General features: G+C 66.5%; 16 protein-coding genes. 7 read left to right on the top strand and 9 right to left on the bottom strand.

Annotated elements, in window-relative coordinates:
- The first annotated feature begins 7 nt into the window (after window positions 1–7).
- From KA419_11840 to KA419_11865, 6 genes are all read left to right on the top strand, one after another.
- Window positions 8–3,196, top strand: a complete 3,189-nt coding sequence (locus KA419_11840) for an efflux RND transporter permease subunit (GenBank protein ID MBP7866627.1) — start codon at window positions 8–10, stop codon at window positions 3,194–3,196.
- Window positions 3,189–4,649, top strand: a complete 1,461-nt coding sequence (locus KA419_11845) for an efflux transporter outer membrane subunit (GenBank protein ID MBP7866628.1) — start codon at window positions 3,189–3,191, stop codon at window positions 4,647–4,649. Before KA419_11840 ends, KA419_11845 begins: the two co-directional genes overlap by 8 nt.
- 78 nt (window positions 4,650–4,727) lie before the next feature.
- Window positions 4,728–5,306 (top strand): MarR family transcriptional regulator, encoded by a 579-nt coding sequence (locus KA419_11850; protein ID MBP7866629.1) that lies wholly within the window; start codon window positions 4,728–4,730, stop codon window positions 5,304–5,306.
- Window positions 5,307–5,437: 131 nt separating this feature from the next.
- A complete protein-coding gene (locus tag KA419_11855; protein MBP7866630.1) occupies window positions 5,438–7,225 on the top strand; it encodes a glycosyltransferase family 39 protein in 1,788 nt (595 codons plus the stop codon).
- A gap of 267 nt (window positions 7,226–7,492) precedes the next feature.
- Entirely contained in the window at window positions 7,493–8,128 is a 636-nt protein-coding gene (locus KA419_11860) for a hypothetical protein (GenBank protein ID MBP7866631.1), read from the top strand.
- Window positions 8,125–9,159, top strand: a complete 1,035-nt coding sequence (locus KA419_11865; GenBank protein ID MBP7866632.1) for a radical SAM protein — start codon at window positions 8,125–8,127, stop codon at window positions 9,157–9,159. Before KA419_11860 ends, KA419_11865 begins: the two co-directional genes overlap by 4 nt.
- A 126-nt stretch (window positions 9,160–9,285) precedes the next feature.
- Here the strand turns inward: KA419_11865 and KA419_11870 are convergent, their stop codons facing one another.
- From KA419_11870 to KA419_11880, 3 genes are all read right to left on the bottom strand, one after another.
- Window positions 9,286–9,705: a type II toxin-antitoxin system VapC family toxin gene (locus KA419_11870; GenBank protein MBP7866633.1), complete on the bottom strand. Its 420-nt coding sequence runs from the start codon at window positions 9,703–9,705 to the stop codon at window positions 9,286–9,288.
- Window positions 9,680–9,928, bottom strand: a complete 249-nt coding sequence (locus KA419_11875; protein MBP7866634.1) for an AbrB/MazE/SpoVT family DNA-binding domain-containing protein — start codon at window positions 9,926–9,928, stop codon at window positions 9,680–9,682. The genes KA419_11870 and KA419_11875 overlap by 26 nt, the downstream gene beginning before the upstream one ends.
- Window positions 9,929–10,171: 243 nt before the next feature.
- Window positions 10,172–11,257 (bottom strand): linear amide C-N hydrolase, encoded by a 1,086-nt coding sequence (locus tag KA419_11880; protein MBP7866635.1) that lies wholly within the window; start codon window positions 11,255–11,257, stop codon window positions 10,172–10,174.
- Between the two features lie 158 nt (window positions 11,258–11,415).
- Between KA419_11880 and glgX the strand changes: the two genes are divergently transcribed.
- The gene (gene glgX, locus KA419_11885) at window positions 11,416–13,572 is read left to right on the top strand and encodes a glycogen debranching protein GlgX (protein ID MBP7866636.1); all 2,157 of its coding nucleotides are present in this window, start codon (window positions 11,416–11,418) and stop codon (window positions 13,570–13,572) included.
- Window positions 13,573–14,820: 1,248 nt separating this feature from the next.
- Here glgX and KA419_11890 read toward each other — a convergent pair.
- From KA419_11890 to fabZ, 6 genes are all read right to left on the bottom strand, one after another.
- Window positions 14,821–16,170 (bottom strand): rhomboid family intramembrane serine protease, encoded by a 1,350-nt coding sequence (locus KA419_11890; GenBank protein ID MBP7866637.1) that lies wholly within the window; start codon window positions 16,168–16,170, stop codon window positions 14,821–14,823.
- Between the two features lie 13 nt (window positions 16,171–16,183).
- Window positions 16,184–18,268 (bottom strand): oligopeptide transporter, OPT family, encoded by a 2,085-nt coding sequence (locus KA419_11895; GenBank protein MBP7866638.1) that lies wholly within the window; start codon window positions 18,266–18,268, stop codon window positions 16,184–16,186.
- 1,084 nt (window positions 18,269–19,352) lie between these two features.
- Window positions 19,353–19,991 carry a hypothetical protein gene (locus KA419_11900; protein MBP7866639.1) on the bottom strand — a complete coding sequence of 213 codons (639 nt, stop codon included), beginning with the start codon at window positions 19,989–19,991 and terminating at the stop codon, window positions 19,353–19,355.
- A gap of 452 nt (window positions 19,992–20,443) precedes the next feature.
- Window positions 20,444–21,283, bottom strand: a complete 840-nt coding sequence (lpxI, locus tag KA419_11905; protein ID MBP7866640.1) for a UDP-2,3-diacylglucosamine diphosphatase LpxI — start codon at window positions 21,281–21,283, stop codon at window positions 20,444–20,446.
- Window positions 21,280–22,071 (bottom strand): acyl-ACP--UDP-N-acetylglucosamine O-acyltransferase, encoded by a 792-nt coding sequence (gene lpxA / locus KA419_11910; protein ID MBP7866641.1) that lies wholly within the window; start codon window positions 22,069–22,071, stop codon window positions 21,280–21,282. The genes lpxI and lpxA overlap by 4 nt, the downstream gene beginning before the upstream one ends.
- Window positions 22,068–22,523 carry a 3-hydroxyacyl-ACP dehydratase FabZ gene (fabZ, locus tag KA419_11915; GenBank protein ID MBP7866642.1) on the bottom strand — a complete coding sequence of 152 codons (456 nt, stop codon included), beginning with the start codon at window positions 22,521–22,523 and terminating at the stop codon, window positions 22,068–22,070. Before fabZ ends, lpxA begins: the two co-directional genes overlap by 4 nt.
- Window positions 22,524–22,581: the final 58 nt, after the last annotated feature.

Here is a 22,581-nt window from a genome sequence, read left to right on the forward strand (position 1 = left end):
GGCCGTCATGTCCAGGTTCTTCCTCGAACGTCCGGTCTTCGCCTGGGTCGTCGCCCTCTGCATGATGCTGGCGGGCGGCCTGGCGATCCACAACCTCCCCGTTTCACAGTACCCGCCCATCGCCCCGCCGTCCATCGCCATCACCGCCTTCTACCCCGGCGCCTCGGCGAAGACCGTGGAGGACAGCGTCGTCCAGATCATCGAGCAGAAGATGACCGGGCTGGACAAGATGCTGTACATGTCCTCCACCAGCGACTCCTCGGGCGCCGGCGCCATCACCCTCACCTTCGCCCCGGGCACCGACCCGGACCTGGCCTGGGCCAAGGTGCAGAACAAGCTCCAGCTCGCCCTGCCCATGCTGCCCGAGGTGGTCAAGCGGCAGGGGGTGACCGTCAGCAAGTCCACCCGGAACTACCTGATGATCGTGGGCCTCACCTCCGAGCGAAAAGACATCGACCAGTGGGACCTGTCCGACTACGCCATCTCCCAGATCCAGCCCTCCCTGGCGCGGGTGCCGGGCGTCGGCGAGGTGGAGGCCTTCGGGTCCCAGTACGCCATGCGGGTCTGGCTCAACCCCGAGCAACTCATCCAGTACCACATGACGCCGGAAGACGTGGTGACGGGGATCCGGGCCTACAACGTGGAAGTGTCCGCCGGCCAGTTCGGCGGCGAGCCGTCGATGCCGGGACAGCGTCTCAACGCCTCCATCCTGGTCCAGTCCCTCCTGAAGACCCCGGAGGAATTCGGGGCCATCCCCCTGCGCACCAACCCCGACGGGTCGGTGGTGCGGGTCCGGGACGTGGCGCGGACGGAGCTGGGCACCGAGTTCGCCGACTCAAAGGTGAGCTACAACGGCCAGCCGGCGGCCGGCCTGGCCGTCCGGCAGGAAGTGGGGGCCAACGCGCTGGACACGGCGGACGCCGTGAAGGCCAAGATGGAGGAGCTGTCCCGTTACTTCCCCGCGGGGATGAAGGTCATCTACCCCTACGACACGACCCCCTTCGTGAAAGTGGCCATCGACGAGGTGATCAAGACCCTCATCGAGGCCATCGTCCTGGTGTTCCTGGTCATGTACCTCTTCCTGGGGAACCTGCGGGCCACCCTGGTCCCCAGCATCGCCGTGCCCGTGGTCATCCTGGGGACCTTCGGCGTCCTGGCCCTGTTCGGGTTCTCCATCAACATGCTCACCATGTTCGCCATGGTCCTGGCCATCGGCCTGCTGGTGGACGACGCCATCGTCGTGGTGGAGAACGTGGAGCGGATCATGGGCGAGGAAGGCCTTTCCCCGAAGGAGGCCACCCGCAAGTCCATGGAGCAGATCACCGGCGCGCTGGTGGGCATCGGCCTCGTGCTGTCCGCGGTCTTCGCCCCCATGATGTTCTTCCCCGGCTCCACGGGCGTCATCTACCGCCAGTTCTCCATCACCGTCATCGCCTCCATGCTGCTTTCGGTGGTGGTGGCCCTGGTCCTCTCCCCGGTGCTCTGCGCCACCCTCCTCAAGCCCGTGCCCAAGGGGCACGAGGCGGCGGAGGGCGGGTTCCGGCTCTTCCGGCCCTTCTTCCGGCTGTTCGACCGCTGCTTCTTCTGGTTGCGGGACCGTTACACGGGCGTCGTGGGGCACTTCATCGCGGTCAAGCTTCCCTACGTCCTGGTGTTCCTCCTCATCGTCGGCGGACTGGGGTACCTTTTCCGGCGAATGCCCACCGCCTACCTTCCCGACGAGGACCAGGGCATCCTCCTGTCGTTGGTGCAGCTCCCCCCCGGTTCCACCATGGAGCAGACCAACGCGGTGATGACGCGGCTCCGCCGCCATTTTCTCGAAGACCAGAAGGAGGCCGTGGAGTCCGTCATGACCATCTCCGGCTTCAGCATGGCCGGCCGGGGCCAGAACCAGGGCATGGCCTTCATCAAGCTCCGGGACTGGGACCTGCGCCAGCGCCCGGACCTCAAGGTGAAGGCGGTGGCCGGGAAGGCCATGGGCGAGTTCGGCAGGATCCGGGGCGCCCTGGCCTTCGCGTTCCCGCCCCCCGCCGTCGTCGAACTGGGTTCGGCAAAGGGTTTCGACTTCATGTTGCTGGACCGGGGCGGGCTCGGCCACGCCCGGCTGATGGAAGCCCGCGGCCAGCTCATGGGCGAGGTCGCCAAGGACCCCCGCCTGACCGCCGTCCGGCCCAACGGGATGCCGGACGTGGCCCAGTACAAGGTGGATATCGACTGGGAGAAGGCCGGCACGCTGGGCGTGAGCGTCAGTGCGATCCAGGCCACGATCTCCGCCCTGTTCGGCAGCGCCTACGTCAACGACTTCATCCAGGGCGGGCGGGTCAAGCGGGTGTACGTCCAGGGGGACGCCCCCTACCGGATGCTCCCGAAGGACCTGGACCGGCTCTACGTCCGGAACAACCGGGGCGCCATGGTCCCCGTTTCGGCCCTGGCCACGGGCCGTTGGGTGTACGAATCCCCGCGCCTCGAGCGCTACAACGCGTTCCCGGCCCTGAATTTCCAGGGGGAGGCCGCTCCCGGGAGAAGTTCGGGCGAAGCGATGCAGGCCATGGAGGAGATCACGGCGAAGCTGCCCCGGGGCTTCGGCTTCGACTGGACCGGCATCTCCTACCAGGAGCGGATGGGCCAGGCCCAGACCGGACTGCTGTACTCCTTCTCCATCCTGGTCATCTTCCTGGTCCTCGCGGCCCTGTACGAGAGCTGGACCATCCCCATCTCCATCATGCTGGCCCTTCCCCTGGGCGTCATCGGCGGCGTGGCGGCCTCGACCCTGCGCGACCTGCCCAACGACGTCTACTTCCAGATCGGTCTGCTCACCGTGCTGGGCCTGACCACCAAGAACGCCATCCTGATCGTCCAGTTCGCCAAGATCCGCATCGAGGCGGGCGCCGGCCTGGTGGAGGCCACCCTCGAGGCGGCGAAGCTCCGGCTCCGGCCCATCCTCATGACGTCCCTGGCCTTCGGGTTCGGCGTCCTGCCCCTGGCCCTCGCCGCGGGAGCCGGGGCCGGCGCCCAGCAGGCCATCGGAACCAGCGTCCTGGGCGGAATGATCACCGCCACCTTCCTGGCCGTCTTCTTCATCCCCCTCTTCTTCGTGCTGGTCGTCCAGATCTTCGGGCGGCGGAGAGGGAGAAAAACCGTCCCGCCCGGCACGACGGCGGAGACCCTGTCGGAGGAGGCCTCCCATGATGCATAAATACCTTCCCCTCCTCGGAATGATGCTTCTCCTGAGCGCGTGCCCGCGCGCCCCGAAGCTCGTACGCCCGGAGGTCCCGGTTCCCTCGGCCTGGCCCGACACCGGGGCCGCCGCCGGAAAAGGCGCACCCCTGGCCGCCGAAACGCAGTGGCGGGAGTTCTTTGTCGACGGCAAACTCCGGGCCGTGATCGACCTGGCGCTGAAGAACAACCGCGACCTGCGGGCGGCCGCTCTCGCCATCGACAAGTTCCAGGCGCTGTACCGGATCCAGCGCGCCGAAAGCTACCCGACGGTCAGCGTGTCCGGAGGCGCCGAGTTCTACCGTCTGCCCGGGCGGATGTCCGCCACCGGCCAGGGGGAGACCGTCCAGCAGTACAACGTGAACCTGGGCGTGGCCGCCTGGGAACCGGATTTCTTCGGGCGCATCCGCAGCCTGAAGAGCGCGGCGCTGGAACAGTACCTCGCCACGAAACAGGCCCGCTCCGCCACCCAGGTCTCGCTGGTGGCCGCCGTCGCCGAGACCTTCCTGGCCCTGGCCGCCGACCGGGAGAACCTTCGGCTCGCCCGGGCCACGCTGGAGACCCAGCAGGCCTCCCGCGACCTCATCCGGAAGATCGTGGACATGGGGATGACGTCCGAACTGGACCTCCGCCAGGCGGAGAGCCAGGTGGAAGCCGCGCGGGTGGACATCGCCCGCTACACCGGGCAGATCGAACTGGACCGGAACGCCCTCGACCTCCTGGTCGGCGCGGCCGTGCCGGACGACCTGCTGCCGGAGGACCTGGAGACCGCCGGGAAGGTGAAGGACGTCTCCCCGGGTCTGCCCTCCGAGGTGCTGCTGAGCCGTCCCGACATCCTCCTGGCCGAGCACCAGTTGAAGGCCGCCGAGGCCAACATCGGGGCGGCGCGGGCGGCCTTCTTCCCCCGGATCACCCTGACGGGCGGCCTGGGCTTCATGAGCGGCGACCTGCTCGACCTGTTCAAGTTCGGGTCCCGGACCTGGAACTTCGCCCCACAGGTCGTCCTGCCCATTTTCGACTACGGGTCCCGGAAGGCCAACTACCAGTCGGTCCAGGTGGATCGCGAAATTTATGTCGCCACCTACGAGAAAGCCATCCAATCGGCCTTCCGGGAAGTCAGCGACGCCCTGGAACTCCGCAAGTCCCTCCTGGCCCAGCAGGAGGCCCAGCAGGCGCTGGTGAATTCCCTCGAAGCCACCTTTCGCCTGTCCGAGGCCCGCTACCGGGAAGGCATCGACGGCTACCTGGTCGTCCTGGTCGCCCAGCGGGCGCTCTACGTGGCCCAGCAGCGCATGCTGACCCTCCGCCTGGCCCGCGCGGTCAATCTCGTCTCCCTCTACAAGGTGCTGGGCGGGGGCGCATCCGGACCGGCGGAATCGCCGGGGAAAAGTGCCGAAACGTCGGCCCCTCCCACGAAAAAGCCGGGGGAGTGAAGGAATTGCACCTGTTCACCGGAAACACGAACGACCAGAAGCACCCGTCCGTCGAGCCTGGCGACAAAGGAGGGACGCATGCGCGATAAACTCTTCGAGGAGGCCCGGCAGGTCTTTGCAAAACGCTTTCCCGACCTCGACCACACCACGGTCGGGATGGTCGGCGCGCTGTCCAACGCCTACCACCTCCTTTACGCCGTCATGGAACGGGCCATGGTCCGTTACGGAGTCACTCCCCCGTCCCTCGACGTGATGGTGGTCCTCTTCGTCCGGGACAAGGACGGATGCACGCTCGGGGAGATCGGCGAGTTACTGGGGGTCAGCCCCGCCAACATCACGGGGCTCGTGGACGGGTTGGTCCGGAAGGGCCTGGTGAGCCGGGTGGAGCACGCCATGGACCGCCGCAAACGCCTGGCCCGGCTGACGGACAAGGGAACCGAGATGATGGGGTCCTTCATCCCGGACTGTGCGGGGTTTTTGCACAACATCCTTTCCCCTGTCGCCCCCGGAGAACTCCGTCAACTCCAGGACAGCCTGCTCCGGGTGGCCAACCTCCTGGTCCCCTTCTGGGAGAAGCGGGGCGAAATCGGGCTCGAGCGGGAAGCGGCTTCCGCGTCACCCCCTCGAAAAAGGGGGAAGACGCCGGGACCGATTTAAGGTAAAATCCGCGGCGGCCGTCGGGGATGACGCCGCGGGTTGTTGTCGGGGCCCTTCGCAGGCCCCGAAGGGAGGGAGGCGAGATGAACCGGGCGACACCCAGCCGATCGGAAAGAGGGGGAGGGGACCCCATGAAAACAGGCAGACAGGTCATGACGGATACAATGCAGCCCAGCAAGCAGGACATCGCCTTCGGGCGAAGGGTCACCGTATTGGCCCTTCTGGCCGTCGTCCTGGCCGGGTTCGCCGTCCGGCTTCCCGAACTGAGCCAGAGCGGACTGGCGGAGGACGAGGTCAACAAGATCGAGGCGGTGCGAAGCTACCAGCGGGGCGATTTCGCCGTGAACGTGGAGCACCCGCTCCTGATGAAGAACCTGATCCTGGTCTCGGTGGCCTTCGCCGACTTCTGCAACGCCCGCGTCGGTGACCCGGCCGGGCAGCCCTTCATCCCGGAGGAGACGGCCGTCCGCTTCCCCAACGTCCTGTTCGGGGCGCTGACCGCCCTCCCGCTGTACTTCCTGGGGGCGGCCCTCTTCTCCCGCCCCGTGGGCTTCCTCGCCGCCCTGCTGTGGGCCCTGGGGCTCAACGCCGCGGCCGTCAACCGCATCGCCAAGGAGGACACTCTCCTCGTCTTCTTCTTCCTGTGGGGGTTCTACTGCCACCTGCGGATGAAGACGACCCCCGACGACGACCCCCGGCGGAAACGGCGGTTCTACTACCTTTCGGCTGCGTGTTTCGGCCTGATGCTGACCTCGAAGTACTTCCCGCACTTCTGGGGACTGACCCTCCTCTTCTTTTGGCTCCACCGGAAGCTGCAGCCCGGGCAGTACCCCGCCGACCGCTACGGCCGGCGGGACCTTTTCCGGTACTTCGCCGTGATGGCCGGGGTCTTCCTGCTGGTCAACCCCCTCGTCCTGAGCCCCCAGGTCCTGAGCCAGGTCTTTTTCTATGTCGGGCAGGCCACCGTCACGCACCACGGCTACGCGATGTCCGGCTGGCTGTTCCCCAACAGCATCCTGATGACGCCCCTGGGCGGGACGCCCTGGTACTTCTACTTCCTCTTCCTCCTGGTCAAGCTCCCCCTGCCGGTCCTCGCGGCGCTGGCCGCGGGCCTGGCCGTCAGTGTCCGCCGGTGGCGCGAGCGGGGCCCGAGCTTCCTCCTGTTCTGGGCCTTCTTCTGGCTGTTTTCCTACTCCCTCTCCGGCGTGAAGTTCCTGCGCTATACCCTGACCCTGACGCCCCTGATCTACCTGGCCGCCGCGTACGGGGCGGTGGCGACGGCGGAGTGGGCCGCCGGGCGGTTGCGCCGCCGCGGCGCCCTCTCCGTGACGGGACTGCGGTGGGCGGCCGGGGCGGTCCTGGCGGTGGGAGCGGCCGTCCCTCTCCTCGCCGTGCAGCCTTTCTTCTCGCTCTACCTCAACCCCATCGGCGGCGGGACACGCTGGGCGGGCACCCACTTCCCCCACGACGAGTACTACGACCTCCGTCTGCGGGAGGCCGTCGACGCCGTCGCCCGCCAGGCCCCGCCCGGCAGCGCCGTGGCCGGGGAGACGCCGGCGGTGTTCCGCTACTACCTGGCCCGGTACGGCCGCCCCGACATGCGGGTCGTGAACCTGTCGGACCTGCGTTTCGCCCTCGCGCCGGAGACCCCCGTCTACGTCTTCCTTCAGCCTGGTCGGGTCTACTACGAGAACCTGGAGTTCTTCGACCTCCTGTGGGGGAAGCGGCGCCCCTTCCGGGACATCCAGCTCTGGGACCGGCCGGTGATCCGGGTGTACGCCCTCACCGGGGCGGAATTCCGCCGCCTCGCCGACAGCCGGCGCTTCGCGCCGCCCCGGAAATTCCCCGTGCTGCCGCTCACCTTCCTGAAGGACGACGGCCGCCTGTCGCTGGGCCTCCCCGGGGCGCCTCTCCCCTGAGAGATGGGTCGGAAAGGACCAAAAGACCTAAAGGACCAAAGGGACCCAAAGGACGGCTCCCCCGTCACCCGGCGCTCCCCTGCCCACAATACTCCCATGACTCTCATGCCCCCCAAAACTCCCCTACTCCCATAATTCCCCATTATTCCCATTACTCCCATGATTCCCATGATTCCCACCGGGTCATGCGCCCCACCCCGCCAAAGGGCTTGAACAGAAACGGGCCATCCGTGATACACTGGTCTCAGCTCACACGAGGAGGTCGCCATGGGCTCTGACCGCCGGGAGTTCATTTCCATGCTGGGCGCCGCGCTGGCGTCCTGGGTCGTCTCCGGCCAGGGGGAGGCCGCCACGCCACCGAAGACCCCGCCGAATCAGCCGCCCCACACCTGCTACGCGCCGCGCCCGCCCCAGGACCCTCAGGGCACCCCGCAATGGAAGGCGCTGCGGCAGTGCTGGCTCGACCTGCGGGACGGCCGGATGCAGTCCTACCCGGAAAACGCGTTCCAGAAAGAGGTGAAGAAACGCCACCAGGACGCGCTCGAGGCGCTGGTGGCCGCGGGGGTGGTCCGGCGGGCCGTCGCCGACGAGATGAGCCTCGCCTTCGACCAGGGGATCGCCCACATCCGCCGTTCGCAGGCCACCTGCTACATCGCCCTCCCCCCCGAGTACCACCCCCGGCACGACCTGATGCAGCAGGCCGAGATGCTCGCCAAGGTGGCTTCCCAGGGCCAGGTCGCCCCCGAGACCCTGAACAAGGCCCGGGCGGCCCTCGCGCGCGACATCGAGTGGCTGAACCAGTGGGTGAAGCAGCTCAAGCCCGGGAAGCTGGAGACGGTCAAGGCGTCCCCCGCCGCCGCCGAGGCCGCCCGGCTCCTCGTGAACCTGCTCCTGGGCAAATGACCCGTCCCCGTCTCCTGACGCTCATCGTCGAGGTGACCACGGCGTGCGACCACGCCTGCGGCCACTGCTACAACGTCTGGCACCTCCCCGGCGCCCCGCCGGACATCCCCACGGCCGCCCCGGCGGACCTGCGCCCGCTCCTCGGGCGCGTACTCGACCAGGCGGAGTGCCCCCACGTGACCCTTTCCGGCGGCGAGCCCCTCCTGCGGGACGACCTGGAGGACCTCGTCCGTTTCCTCGTCGACCGGGGGTCCGGCGTCACCCTCGTCACCAACGGCCGCCGGCTGTCGGAAGGCCGGGTCGAGGGGCTCGTCCGGGCCGGCGTGGGACTCTTCGAACTCCCGTTGTTCAGCCACCGGCGCGAGGTCCACGACGCGCTGTCCGGCCGGGAAGGGTCCTTCGACGCGGTGCTGGCCGCCCTGGCCGACCTGATGGAGCACCGCGGCCCGGCCGTCACCGTCTTCGTGGCCACCCACCGCAACATCGCCGACTTCCGGGACACCCTCGCCCTCGCCTTCGCCTTCGGCGCCCGCGGCGTCATGTTCAACCGCGTCAATCCGGGCGGCCGGGGGGCCGCGCGCTGGGACGATCTGCTGCCCGACCTCGACGCCGTGAAGGACGCCCTGACCGCCGCCGAGGAAGCCTCACGGCAGTACGGCCTCGCCGTTTCCTGCGGGGTGCCCCTCATGCCCTGCCTCCTGGACCTCTCCGCCTGCCCCTCGGTCAGCACCGGCTTCTGCGGCGCCGGGACGGAGCGGGCCTACCACACCCTCGACACCGCGGGGAACGTGCGCCCCTGCAACCACACCACCACGGTGCTGGGCAACGTGTGGGAAGAGCCGCTGGCGGACATCCTCGCACCGGGACGCCTGTCGCCCTTCCGGGCCGCCCTGCCCGAAATCTGCCGGGCGTGCCCCCGCGCCGCGGAGTGCCAGGGGGGCTGCAAGGCCGCGGCCCAGGTCTGCTTCGGCCGCCTCGACCTCCCCGAACCCTTCCTCCGGGCCAACCTCTCCCGCCGCCGCCCGCTCTGAACGTCACCGAGCGACCGCGACGAAGAAGAAGCAAACCCGGAGGAAGCGATGACTCCGATCGGATCATCCGGCTTTCCATCAATTTCAACAGGGTGAATCAGTGGGACCCGTCTTGGGCCGGACGGCTCAACGTTCCCGGCTCAGAAACTCCAGCGGGAACGGCCAGTCGACAGCCTTGAGTTCGGCGTCCCCCGTCACCAGCGTCCCACCCCGTGATTCGGCCGCGGCGGCGGCGAAGGCATCCGCATACGAGATCCGATGCAGCGCCTTCAGGCGGGCGGCATGAAACACCGTTGCCTCGTCGGCCGGCAGCACATTCAAGCCCATCTCCCGGATGTCCTCCATCACTCTCTCGGCGGCGGAAACCCCCACTGTCCGTCCCAACCGATAGAAGACCTCACCCAGGTTGATCACGGAGACAAACAATTCGGCTTGACTGTCGGCATGCGCTCTCAGAAGAAACGCCACCCGGGCCGCCGCCGGCTCCTCTCCCTGAAGAAACGCCAGGAGCGCCCACGCGTCAAGGACGAAGGTCGGCGGCGTCATCGCCAATCAACTCCTTGGCGTGCTCCCTCTCCAGCTCCCCCAGGAGATCTTCGCCCTTGAAGCGACCGTAGAGCCGTTGCACCGGGTCCTCGCGGAGCGGCTCCAGGACGATCTTGTCCCCGACGATGTCCACCTTGAAACGGGTGCCGGAATCGAGCCGCATCTTTTTCCGGACGGCGCTCGGGATGATCAATTGCCCCTTGGTGGACAACGTGGAGACCATGGCCCCCTCCTCGTCTTACGTTTCTAACAAAATACTAAGACAAACCGGGGTCAAAGTCAAGGACAACCCTTGTCGTTCAACACCACCCAACCCGGACAAACCGGAAAAGGAACCACGAACCACACAAACCACACGAACAAGCTCCCCGGGCCCGGAGGAACGAGGGACATCAGCCGGCAACAGTGGCCTCGGCACTCAACCGCAAACGACAACATGTTGGCAAGAACGCAGCCGCTAAAGCGCCTACCGGGCTGTTTCGGCGCAGGTCAGGGTGAGCGGATACTGGGCCACCAACTCGACGAGGAACGCGGGGAGATTGGTCAGAAAGCTCGTCCGGGCAAAGGATTGCCGGACCAGGGCGCGGTTTGCCTCCAGCGTGTAGTCGGTCAGGCATTTCGCCGCATCCCCCGCTTGGCTGGTGTTGATGTCGAGGGATTTCTGGGTTTTCCCGCAGGCGAAGTCGAGGTCACGGAAGGCGAGGGTCTTGACGGCGGGCGCCCGCTGGCTCCGGAAGTGGAGGACCCGGCCCTGGACGTCATAAACAATGGTCCACTTCGTCAAGGCCGTCATCCGGACCCCGTCCAGGAGCCCGAAGGCCCAGTCCACGGCCCGCGCCGGGGGCATGGGGGTGGCCAGGGCCAGCGAGCCCGCCAGGCGGGTGAAGCGAACCCGGGAGTTCACGAGCTGAAGGGGGGTCGGCTTGGCCCCGCCCCCCGGCGCCAGCCCGGCCATCTCGAGGGACTCGGTGTAGGGGGAATTGGTCAGGGCGGGCACCGGGAGCTTTTCCCCCGTGTGGACGACCCGGCGGCCGTCGAGCCACTCCACGGCCGCGCTGCGACCGGAGGCCTCCGTGACCAGGTAGTGGAGTTTCGGGGAGTTGAAGCCCGCCTCGACCCGGAGCTTCGCGTCGGTGGCCAGGACGTCCGCCACGGTGTCGCAGGTGTCCAGGACGTACTGGACCCACTGGGAGGAATTCACCGCGGGGCGCTCGTCACGGTCGGGGTAGCGGGTCTCGCTCATCCACATGACCTCCACCACGAGCCCTGCCTCGTTCATGCCGCCGTTGGGAAACTCGCGCCCGTACTGGTTGAAGGTCACGCTCCCGTGGCGCGACACCCAGGCGGCGGGCGTCTCGAGGGTCAGCGCCTTCTTGGCCACCCCGCGCGGGTTCACCAGCACGTAACCCTCGTCGATCTGCCAGTCGTAGTTCTGGCCGACGTAGGTTCGCCCGGCCGAGACGAAGCTGAAGGTGGAGCAGGCGGCCGCGAAACCCGCCGGAAAAATCGCCGCCAACACGAACAAGGTCACCCGCATGATTCGCTTGTCCAACACCGCACCTCCTGCCCGGGCCTTCGAGGCGCCGGAAATCGGATGATAGCAAAGAACGCCGCCGGGAGGATCGGGAAAATGCGTTCCCCTTCCTCCGCTCCGGGGTTGAATCGCCCTTCCCGGCGTGGCATACTGCCCCTCATGCGAGGGAACCCCACATGAGCACCATCCCCTTCACCCCCGACCGGCGGGCCCGCCGGGACGCCGTGTTTTCCGTCATCGGCCCCGACTTCGAGATCCAGCGCGGCCACCCGCTCCCCCTGGGCGTCAGCGCGGTCCGGGAGGGGCTCAACTTCGCCGTGTTTTCCCAGCACGCCACCGGCGTCACCCTGGTGCTCTTCCTCCCGGGGGAGGAAGAGTCCCTCCTGGAGTTTCCCCTGGACCCGGACGCGAACCGGACCGGCGACGTCTGGCACCTCCTGGTCCGCGGGCTGGACCCGGGGATCGAGTACGGCTGGCGGGCCGTCCGGGAGCCCGACGACAAGCCCGCGATCCACCGGTACCACCCGGCCGACATCCTGGTGGACCCCTACGCCCGCGCCCTCTCCGGGGGTTCCCGCTGGGGGGAGACGCTGCACCTTCTGTCCAGCGGCCCCGGCCGGGGGTCGGTGCGGAAACGCTACGCCCTGGTGGCCGACGAGGGCTACGACTGGGAGGACGAGCACCCCTTGCGGATCCACCTGGCCGAGACCGTCATCTACGAACTCCACGTGCGGGGCTTCACCCGGCACCCCTCCAGCGGCGTCGCCGCTCCCGGCTCCTTCGCGGGCCTGGCGGAGAAGATCCCCTACCTGAAAGACCTGGGGGTAACCGCCGTGGAACTCATGCCGGTCACCGAGTTCGAGGAAAACGACAACCCGCGGGTCAACCCCTTCACCGGCGAGGTCCTCAAGAACTTCTGGGGCTACCACCCCGTCTCCTTCTTCGCCCCGAAAGCGGCCTACGCGTCCGACCCCGCACCCGGCGCGGCGGTCCGGGAGTTCAAGGACATGGTGCGGGCCTTCCACCGCGCCGGGATCGAGGTCATCCTCGACATGGTCTTCAACCACACGGCCGAAGGGGACGAGCGGGGCCCCACCCTGTCCTTCCGGGGCCTGGACAACATGGTCTACTACATCGTGGACCCCGAGACGGGCGAGTACGCCAACTTCTCCGGCTGCGGCAACACCCTGCGGTGCAACCACCCCGTCGTCCGCAACATGATCACGGACTGCCTCCGGTTCTGGGTCACCGAGATGCACGTGGACGGGTTCCGCTTCGACCTCGCCTCGATCCTGGGGCGGGGTCGGGAAGGGGAAGTCCTGGCCTCCCCGCCGCTCATCGAGCAGATCGCGGGCGACCCCGTCCTGGCGGGGGCCAAGCTCATCGCCGAGGCCTGGGACGCCGCGGGGCTCTACCAGGTCGGCACCTTCCCGCACTGGGGGCGGTGGGCCGAGTGGAACGGGCGCTTCCGCGACGACGTCCGCCGCTTTGTCAAGGGCGACGCGGGGATGGTGGGCGCCATCGCCACCCGGCTGGCGGGAAGCCCCGACCTCTACCAGGACGACGGGCGTTCCTCCCACCACAGCATCAACTTCGTGACCTGCCACGACGGCCTGACCCTCCGGGACCTGGTGAGCTTCAGCCGGAAGCACAACGAGGTCAACGGGGAGGAGAACCGGGACGGGATCGGCGACGACCTCAGCTGGAACTGCGGGGTGGAGGGAACGGCGGACAACCCCGCCGTGGAGGCCCTCCGCCGCCGCCAGGCGCGGAACTTCGCCGTGCTGCTCCTCCTCTCCCAGGGCGTCCCCATGGTCCTCGGCGGCGACGAGTTCGAGCGCACCCAGCAGGGCAACAACAACGCCTACTGCCAGGACAACGACATCACCTGGGTGGACTGGGGCCGCCTCGAGCGGAACCGGGACCTCCACCGCTTCTTCCGGCTCCTGCTCCGCCACCGGCGGGAATACCCCATCCTTCGCGGCCGCCGGCCCTCGGGGACCGGTTTCGAGAGCCAGGCCCCGGAATTCGTCTGGCACGGGGTCCGGGTGGGGGAGCCCGACTGGTCCTGGGAGTCCCGCTGCCTGGCGGTCCAACTGCGGGGGGAGCCCTGGACGGACGAGTTCTACCTCGCCTTCAACATGCACTGGGAGCCCCACGACTTCGAACTCCCCGACGGGGGCGGGGCTTCGGGCTGGAAGCGCGTGCTGGACACCGCCCGCGAGTCCCCCGACGACATCGCCGATCCCGGGGCGGAACCCGCCTTGAAACGTAAAATCTGCCGACTGGCCCCCCGTTCCGCCGTGGTGCTTCGGAGGGGACGCAGGTTGTAGGCTGTAGGCTGTAGGCTTTAGGCTGTAGGCTGTAGTCCCTACGAAGTAAGCTCTTTGGCAAAATGAGCAAGATTTGAGATCATCGGTGGGCTCCCACCGCTTTCAGAGCGGGGAAACCCGATGCGGGGACGGAGGAGGGAATCCCGGCCGCGTCGTCCGGCATGCCACGGGATTAAAATGCCCCACTGGTGCTGATCCGGTTCCGGAATCGACGTATCCGGTCTCTCGCAAAGACGTCCGGACGAAAAGCCTCGCAAAGGAATCCCCCTTTTCCGCTTCCGGCTTTGCGAGGCTTGGCGTCTTTGCGCCTTTGCGAGAGGTAAAGACCGCCTGTTTTTTTCTGGAGCGTCCGGATGATCCGTGTTCATCCGTGTTCATCCGTGTTCATCCGTGGTTTCTCTCCGGTTTATCCGGGTTGGGTTGTAGGCTGTAGGTCCGGAGGGGGTTCCCATCGGTATCGGGGTCGGTATCGCTATCGGAGTCGCTATCGGTATCGGGGTCGGAATCGGTATCGGTATCGGTATCGCAGTCGCAATCGCAATCGAAAGGGGTTCAGGCTGTCATACCTTGTATAGTCTTTGTCAAATTATGCAAATTTAATGCGTTCACAAAGAGTCCTTTTCTCTCACAGAGGCACGGAGGCACGGAGAAATGCAAATCGTAATTATTAGAATCAACAAATCTTATGATTCTTCTCCGTGCCTCTGTGCCTCTGTGAGATCACAATCAAGGCTTTTTACGAGGGCATCAAAATTTGAATGAATGCTTTGCTCCCGCCGCCTTCGGGGCGGGTTTGTCCCTGCGTTGAGACGTCCTGCCCCGGGGCGGCGGGGGGATCAAGCGCACCCTGAAAGGGTGCGGGGAAGGCGGGTTGTTCCCGGCCGCTGCTCCCCGGACCGGAAGGCCGCACCCAGGGACCGCCCCGCAACGATCGCCGTCGCGTCGCCGTCAAGCGTTTTAAGCGCTTTAGTGACTGCTTCCACACCAGCATGCGGTCGTCTCCCGTTGCCTTCCGAGGCCACTTTCGACGGTCCTGCAAAAAGTATTTCGGGTATTTCGAGCTTCCCTTGAGCTTTGTCCGGGTTCAGCCAGGAGAGGCCGAGACCAGGTTCGATGGCGATGGCGATGGCAATGGCGATAGCGATACCGATAGCGATAGCGATACCGATACCGATACTGAAAGAGATAACGGTACCGATACCGATGCCGACGGGAACCCCTCCGGACCTACAGCCTACAGCCTACAGCCTAAACCCCTTCCCGATAATACCCCTTCTCCACCAGGTCCCGGATCTCCGCGGCGGCCTTGGCGGCGAGTTCGCCGGCGGCGGGGTCGTCCACGAGGGTCTGGAAGACGTCCCCGGCCATGAAGGGGTCCGCCGTCTTCATCCCCTTCGCCAGTTTCCAGCGGAGGCTGGGCGAGCCCCGGTTCTCCGACAGGCGGGCCAGCTCGCTCCAGAGGTGAAAGGCGGAGCGCCAGGCATTCTTTCGAACCTCCCCCTCGATGGCCGCCAGGATGTAGCGTTCGCCCTCCCGGGTTTCCCCGACGGCCTCGTAGCTTTTCCAGAGCGCCTCGAGGAGGTCGGGGTTGCAGGGGTCCTTCTCCAGGGCTTTCAGCAGCGGTTCCCGGGCGCCGATGGGGTCGCCGGCGGCCAGGCGGTCCAGGCCCTGGTCGAAGATGGACGTGTGGGTCTGTTCGATCCGCCGGTCGATGCCAGGGGCGATGACCCGCTCCTCCACCCGCAAAGCCTTGATCAACCAGGCGCCCAGGGCCCCGGCGACGAAGCCGCCGATGTGCGCCCAGTAACCCACCCCGCCCTGCTCTTGCATCAAGAAGGCGAACCACACCTGCTCGATCAACCAGAGCGGCAGCATGAGCCATGCGGGGGCGTCGAAGGTCCCCCGGGCCCAGAACCCGAAAAAGTAGAACAAGGTGATCTTCGAGTGCCAGAACCGCACGAGAAAGGCGCCCATCAGGCCGGCGATCGCCCCCGAGGCGCCCACGACCGGAACCATGGAGCTCGAGAACATGGCCATGTGCGTCAGGGTGGCGGCCGCGCCGGTCCCCAGGTAGAAGATAACGAAGCCGGTCCTCCCGTAGACGTCCTCGATGGAGGGTCCGGCCAAATAGAAGAACCACATGTTGAAAAGGAGGTGCAGCCATCCCCCGTGGATGAACATGCACGCGAAGAAGGCCAGGAGCGTGGGCTTTCCCGGGATGAAACCGTAGCGGAGGAAGGGGTGTTCGAAAAGTGCCGACTCGAATTCCTTCCCCATCCGGTTCAGTTCTTCCTGGTGATTCTTCTGCTCCGCGAGACTGGGCTCGTACCCGGTCTCGTTGTACATCTGCTCCATCAACGAGGCGAACTGTTTCACCTCTTCGCCGGCGTTTTTCGTTACCTCCGGTGGGAGCTTTGTCCAAGGGTGCGCCTGCCAGTAATCAAGGACCTTCTGAAGCTGCTCCTCAGCCTTTTTCTCCGTTCCCTGCGCGCTGTAGTGTGACAGGAGAAAAAGCACGAAATTCAGCCCGATGAAGAGGATGCTCATCCAGGGCATCCGGCGGACGACCTGCTTTTCGTGCGCAACCGGGAATATCATCGTCGGTGTCTCCTCAGGAAACGGGCCGAGCCCTTTTCGAGTTCAGGTAGAGGAAAAGGCAGAGGCCCGCGAAGGCCGCCGCGCCGATCATCTGTCCGACGTCCGAGGACCGCAGGTGCTCCATGTCGATGTACTTCGCCCAGTCCGCCAGGACCAGGAGCGCCCCCACGACGCCCATGATGGCGCCCCCGGCGATGAATCCGCTGGCCAGGAGGGTCCCGCGCCGGACCCGGTCCTCGGAGACGGCCTTGTCCCTGCTGCTCTTCGCCACGAAGTGGGAGATCACCCCGCCGACGAAGAGGGGGGTGTTGATCTCGATGGGCAGGTACATCCCGATGGCGAAGGCGAGGGGCGGGATCTTCATCATCTCGAGGATGACGGCCAGGGCCAGGCCCATCCCGTAAAGGGCCCAGGTGACCGGCGCCTTGTCGAAGATGCCCGAGAGGATGGTGGCGAAGAGGTTCGCCTGCGGCGCGGGCACCACCGCCGTGTTCTTGAAGCCGGAGATGAAGGCCCCCGCGGAGTCCACGCTCCCGTAGGCGGTGTGGATCAGCAGGACGGTGAGGGCGACGCCCACGGCGGCGAAGAGGGTGCCGATGATCTTGGAGATCTGCTGGTACCGGGGCGTGGATCCCAGCCAGTAGCCCACCTTGAGGTCGGTGACGAACCCGCCGCTCATGGCCAGGGCGGAGCAGACCACGGCGCCCATGACGATGGCGGCAAACTTCCCGAAGTCGCCCGCCAACCCGACGGACACCAGCAGGGTTGACCCCACGATGAGGGTCACCAGCGTCATGCCCGAGATGGGGTTGTTGCCGGTCATGGCGGTGGCCAGGGCCGCCACCGTGGTGAACAGGAAGGAGAAGATGAAGGCGATGGCCAGGCCGGTGAGGGCGATCTGCGGGGCCTTCGCGGCGGAATTCGGGTCCTGCCGCATCAGGATGAAGAAGAAGGCCAGCAGTGCGGCCAGCGTCAGCACGATCACCAGGAGGATGGTGCTCATCTTGAGGTCGCGGTCCGTCCGGGCCGTTTCCTTCGCGCCGGCCTTCTTGTGGTGGAAGATCTCGTGAAAGCCCAGCGAGAACGCGCTGCAGATGGTGGGCAGACTCTTGATGATCCCGATGATGCCCGCGCCGGCCATGGCGCCCACGCCGATCCGCTGGGCGTAGAGCCGGAACAGTTCCGTGGCGCTCATGTCGCCGATCAGCACGTGGTAGTTGGGGAGCGGCGCCGGCGGGACCGGGAACAGGTACCCCTGCCCCAGGTGGTAGATCAGCGGAACCAGGACCAGCGTCGAGAAGAAGCTGCCCGCGCAGATGATGGCGGAGTAGCGCAGCCCGGTGATGAAGCCCAGCCCCAGGATGAGGCTGACGGCGTTGAGGCTCACCGTGGCCTTGGCGGAGACGGCGAGGTTCTTGACCACCGGGATGAACTGGAAGTTGACGATCTCGCTCCAGGCCTTGACGGAGGTGGCCAGAAAGTCGAAGATGCCGCCGACGCCCGCCGCCAGCACCAGGACCCGGGCCTGCTCGCCGCCCGCCTCGCCCGTCACGAAGACCTCGTTGATGGCCGTGGCCTCCGGGAACGGCAGCTTCCCGTGCTGCTCCACCATGAAGTAGCGGCGCAGGGGGATCAGGAACACGATGCCCAGGAGCGAGCCGAGCACCGAGGTGATGAACATGGTCAGGAGCATGGGGCCGGTGGACGGCGCCACGTTCATGATGTACAGGGCCGGGAGGGTGAAGATGGAACCGGCCACCACCAGGCCCGACGCGGCGCCCACGCTCTGGACGATGACGTTCTCCAGGATGGTGTTTCGCCGTCGGAAGAGGCCGGAGAGCCCGACGGTGAGGATCCCGATGGGGATGGCCGCCTCGAAGACCTGGGCCACCTTCAGGCCGGAGTAGGTGGCGGCCACCGAAAAGATGATCGCCATCGCGATGCCGGTGGTTACCGCCCGGGCGGTGAATTCCGGGATCAGCTCCCGGGCCGCGATGTAGGGCTCGAACGTCTCGCCGGGCTTCAATTCGCGGTAAGCCGCGGGGGACAACTGCCGTGCGCCGCCGCCTCCGGTTTCACCACTGGGGTCCTGGCTCATGAAGCTTCTCCTTCCCGAATCTGTCGAATCGAAGCTGATTTTCCGGAATTTACGGCGGGATGTCAAGGGGTTTGCGAGGTGTGAACCGGCGATTAGCGGGTTGGGCTGGAGGCTGAAGGCTGGAGGCTGAAGGCTGGAGGCTGCAGGCTGTAGGCTATAGGCTGAAGGCTGTAGGTCCGGAGGGGTTCCCATCGGGGTCGGTATCGGTATCGGTATCGCAATCGCAGTCGCAATCGCAGTCGCAATCGCAGTCGCAGTCGAAATCGCAGTCGAAATCGCAGTCGAAAGGGGTTTAGGCGCTGTAGCGGCTGCGTTCTTACCAACATGTTGTCGTTCCCGGTTGCCTTCCGAGGCCACTGTTGCCGGGCGAAGTCCCGGGAAGAGCTTAGTCCCTACGAAGTAAGATCTTTGGCAAAATGAGCAAGATCTGAAAGAACGCTTTGCTCCCGCCGCCTTCGGGGCGGGTTTGTCCCTGCGTTGCGACGTCTTGTCCCGGGGCGGCGCCGCGGACGCCCGTTACCTTTTCGCGCCCCGGCTTGGGTTCCCCGGCGTCCGCGGCTTGCCCCGGGCCCAAACGCCTTTCCCCTTCGGGGAATCGGGGAGGAGAACAAAAATCAAATCGGGATCGGACGTTCGCGGAGCCCAACCGGGGTTGAACGTTCGCGGAACTCAGCCGGAGTAGGCGCTTCAAGGGATCTGCCCTCCCCGAAGGGGAGGGGTCGTCCCAGCCGGGGGCCAGACGCGGGCGCCGGCCGCGAACATGCAACGGGCCGCTCGTTTGGGGCGCCCGCGTCGCCGCCCCCGGAACACGGCAACGGAGTATGCAAACGCACCCTGAAAGGGTGCGGGGAAGGCGGGTCCGTCCCAGGCCGAACTCCCCGGGCGGAGACGAGGGGGTAACCGCTTCCCCGGTTGGCTCCCGGCGTGTCCGGATTGTCCGTGTTCATAAAAACAGGACACCCGCCGTCCTGGGGGTGGCGGGTGTCCGTGGTTGGAATGAGTGCCCGGTGACGCGTATCACCGGTTGTTCGTCTCGGGCTGTTTTCCCCTTGGGCCGGGACGGCCCGTGGAAACCGCCAGGCGATCAGGCCCACAGGCGCGAGCGCAGCACGAGGAAACCGGCCGCGCCCAGGATGGCCGCCAGGGCGGCAAGGCCCCAGGTGTTCACCGAGGGGATGGGGGCCGCGGGCCCGAAGACCAGGTCGCCGCCCAGGTCCACCGTGTAGGTCCCCAGGCTGGTAGGGGAAAACCCGGTGACCACGAGGTTGTAGGTGGTGTTGGGCTGAAGCGCCACGCCGTCCGTGGTGGTGATGGCGCTCATCATGCCGGCCCCGTCGTCGTCGTCCCAGGCCACCAGGTTCAGGTCCGGCGACAAGGGGTTGAAGGGGTCGCAATAGATGAAGATCACCGAGTCGGTCAGGGTGCCCGACTGGGTGGTCCAGATGTCGGCCATCTGGCCGCCGGGGCTGTGGAACTGGAAAACCTGGTAGCCGGTTCCGTTCTGGGAAGAATCCGAACTGGTGGCGGCGCAGTTGCCGGTGTACGTCACCAGATAGCGCCGGTCGAAGACCTGGGTGTTGACCAGGTTCCCGGCCTGGGTCCCCGACGTCACCGCCCCCTTGTAGTTCCGGGTGTCGGGGCTCTTCTCGTCCGCCGCCAGGACGGCCGGGACCATGGCCGCCAGGACCATCGCGCACAACCCGATCAGTAGAATCCTCCGCATGATGCCTCCTATGAATGAAAAATTATCAGGATCAATTCACTCGACGTCACCGCGCCCCCGGGGGAGGGTGCCAATAATTCATTGTATCAAAAGGATTTGGCGTCGTCTTTTCCGCCCCCCTCCAACCAGGCATCGATAGCCCCTTCGTATCACCCTCGGCGGTGCAATGTCAACTCAAAACTGCGGGGCTCGCCAAAACCGGGGAAACGAACGGAAACGTGTCTGAAAAACCTTGGGTTGAGCCATCGCCCGGCGGACGATGACACATGTTGTCAGGGCCTCACTCGATGGGGAGGGCGTGGTCGCGGAGGTAGCGGTCCCGGCGGCGCTGCATCCGGCCGCTGTAAGCGAGGAGGTAGAGAAAGCGGAAGGGGAAGAGGATGCCGCGGATCAGCTTGTACAGGATGTCCATAACCGTCTCCACGAACCGTGCGGCGGCCGGGGCGCCGTTTTCAGCCCAGGTCGTCGGGGTCGAAGGCCACGATGGCGATGCCCGCCTCGTCGGCGGCCTGCAGGACGCGCTCCCGGTGGAGGATGATGCTCTTTCCCGCGTCGATGGCCATGGTGGACACGTTGCACTTCTTGAGGACCTCGATGGTCCGGGGCCCCATGACGGGAACGTCGAAGCGCAGGTCCTGCTTGGGCTTGCTCACCTTGACCACCACGGTCTTCTTGCCGAAGCAGCACCCCGACGCCCGCTCGATGGCCGCGTCGGTTCCCTCCATGGCCTCCACGGACAGGACGGCCTGGCCGCGCACCACCACGGTCTGCCCGATGTCGAGGCGCGCGATCTCCTTGGCGATGCGCCGGCCGAAGGCGATGTCCTTGCGCTCCTCCTCGTTGGGCGACCGGCGGGTGAGGACGCCCACCTTCGGCACCAGGTCCTGCAGCAGGAGGGTGGAGTCGATGAGGGTGATCCCCTCCCGGGCCATCTCGTCGGCCACGGCCAGGAGGATGGCGTCGGAGTTCCGCTGCTTGAGGCGGGTGAGCAGGAAGAGCATCCGGAGGTCGGGGTGGTCCTTGCCGAAGATGCGGACGTGGCGGATCTGCCCCGCCATGATGGCGTGAGCGACCCCCTCCTTCTTGAAGTAGCGGATCATGCGGCCCATCTGGCCGACGCCCATCCAGACGATCCGGTCGGCGTACTGGTCCAGGACCTCGGAGGCCTCGTCCTTGGCGGCGGCCACCACGGAGCGGATCCCGTGCTTCCGGCAGGCCTGCAGGATGACGATGGGAAAGTCGCCGTTGCCGGCGATCAGCCCGATCTTGTCCGGCAGCGACGACCCCGTCATCGGATCACCCCGCGCTTCGAGGACCGGATGAAGTCCACCAGGAGGCGGACGTCCTCGGTGAGGGGCACCGTCTCCTCCAGTTCCTTCAGGGCGAGGCTCAGGTTCTTGACCTTGTCGGTCTGGCGAAAAAGGACCCGGTAGGCCTTCTTCAGGGCGTCCAGGCGTTCCTCCGAGAAACCCTGGCGCCGCAGCCCGATCAGGTTGGGGCCGTAGGTCCGGGACCCGTTGCGGATCCCGAGGGTCTTCATGTAGGGGAGCACGTCGCGGGTCAGGGCGGCGAAACCGCCGACGAAGGCGTAGGGGCCCACGCGGCAGAACTGGTGGACGGCGGAGAAGCCGCCGATGGTGGCGTGGTGGCCGACGTGGACGTGCCCGGCCAGGGTCCCGGCGTTGGCGAAGATGACGAAGTCCTCCACGTGGCAGTCGTGGGCCACGTGGGAGTAGGCCATGAACAGGCAGCGGCTCCCCACCGTGGTGATGCCGCCGCCCCCGACGGTGCCGCGGTTGAAGGTGGAGAACTCGCGGATGGTGTTGTGGTCGCCGATGACCAGGCGAGTTGGCTCACCGCCGTACTTCAGGTCCTGGGGCGGCGTGCCGAGGGAGCAGAAGGCGTGGATCCGGTTGTGTTTCCCGATCTCGACGGGGCCCTCGATGCGGCAGTGTCCGTCGATGCAGGTCCCCTCGCCGATGCGGACGGGACCCATGATCTCGGTGAAGGGCCCGACCCGGACGCCCTCCGCGATGTCCACCTCGCCGGAGACGAGGGTGGTGGGGTGTACCTCGGTCATCCCTCTCTCTCCATGATGGTGGACATCAGGACGGCCTCGGCCGCCAGCTCGCCGTCCACCCAGGACTTCGCCTCGATCTGGCAGAACCGCGTCTTGAGCTTGAGGACCTTGCACTCCATCACCAACTGGTCCCCGGGGACCACCGGGCGGCGGAAACGGGCCCCGTCGATCCCCATGAAGTAGACGAGTTTCCGCCGGGCTTCGTCGCCCTTGGAGGCGAAAGCCAGGATGCCGCCCGCCTGGGCCATGGCTTCGATGATCAGGACGCCGGGCATGACGGGGGCGCCCGGGAAGTGCCCCTGGAAGAACGGCTCGTTGAAGGAGACGTTCTTGATCGCCTTGATCCGGACCCCCGGCTCCATTTCCAGGACCTTGTCCACCAGGAGCATGGGGTAACGGTGGGGCAGCAACTCCATGATCCCCCGGACGTCGGGTATGTTCTGGTTTTCCATGATCTGTTCCCTAAAAAAGCCGGACCTGCCCCTGGGGGGGGCAAGTCCGGTGTTCCGG

It is taken from the genome of Acidobacteriota bacterium, from assembly GCA_018001935.1.
Taxonomy (GTDB): domain Bacteria; phylum Acidobacteriota; class JAAYUB01; order JAAYUB01; family JAAYUB01; genus JAGNHB01.

Coding starts and splice junctions, on each gene's coding strand:
- glgX (MBP7866636.1), top strand. CDS start 11,416: ATGAGCACCATCCCCTTCACCCCCGACCGGCGGGCCCGCCGGGACGCC.
- fabZ (MBP7866642.1), bottom strand. CDS start 22,523: ATGGAAAACCAGAACATACCCGACGTCCGGGGGATCATGGAGTTGCTG.
- KA419_11875 (MBP7866634.1), bottom strand. CDS start 9,928: ATGGTCTCCACGTTGTCCACCAAGGGGCAATTGATCATCCCGAGCGCC.
- KA419_11865 (MBP7866632.1), top strand. CDS start 8,125: ATGACCCGTCCCCGTCTCCTGACGCTCATCGTCGAGGTGACCACGGCG.
- KA419_11840 (MBP7866627.1), top strand. CDS start 8: ATGTCCAGGTTCTTCCTCGAACGTCCGGTCTTCGCCTGGGTCGTCGCC.
- KA419_11860 (MBP7866631.1), top strand. CDS start 7,493: ATGGGCTCTGACCGCCGGGAGTTCATTTCCATGCTGGGCGCCGCGCTG.
- KA419_11890 (MBP7866637.1), bottom strand. CDS start 16,170: ATGATATTCCCGGTTGCGCACGAAAAGCAGGTCGTCCGCCGGATGCCC.
- KA419_11855 (MBP7866630.1), top strand. CDS start 5,438: ATGAAAACAGGCAGACAGGTCATGACGGATACAATGCAGCCCAGCAAG.
- lpxI (MBP7866640.1), bottom strand. CDS start 21,283: ATGACGGGGTCGTCGCTGCCGGACAAGATCGGGCTGATCGCCGGCAAC.
- lpxA (MBP7866641.1), bottom strand. CDS start 22,071: ATGACCGAGGTACACCCCACCACCCTCGTCTCCGGCGAGGTGGACATC.
- KA419_11850 (MBP7866629.1), top strand. CDS start 4,728: ATGCGCGATAAACTCTTCGAGGAGGCCCGGCAGGTCTTTGCAAAACGC.
- KA419_11895 (MBP7866638.1), bottom strand. CDS start 18,268: ATGAGCCAGGACCCCAGTGGTGAAACCGGAGGCGGCGGCGCACGGCAG.
- KA419_11870 (MBP7866633.1), bottom strand. CDS start 9,705: ATGACGCCGCCGACCTTCGTCCTTGACGCGTGGGCGCTCCTGGCGTTT.
- KA419_11845 (MBP7866628.1), top strand. CDS start 3,189: ATGCATAAATACCTTCCCCTCCTCGGAATGATGCTTCTCCTGAGCGCG.
- KA419_11900 (MBP7866639.1), bottom strand. CDS start 19,991: ATGCGGAGGATTCTACTGATCGGGTTGTGCGCGATGGTCCTGGCGGCC.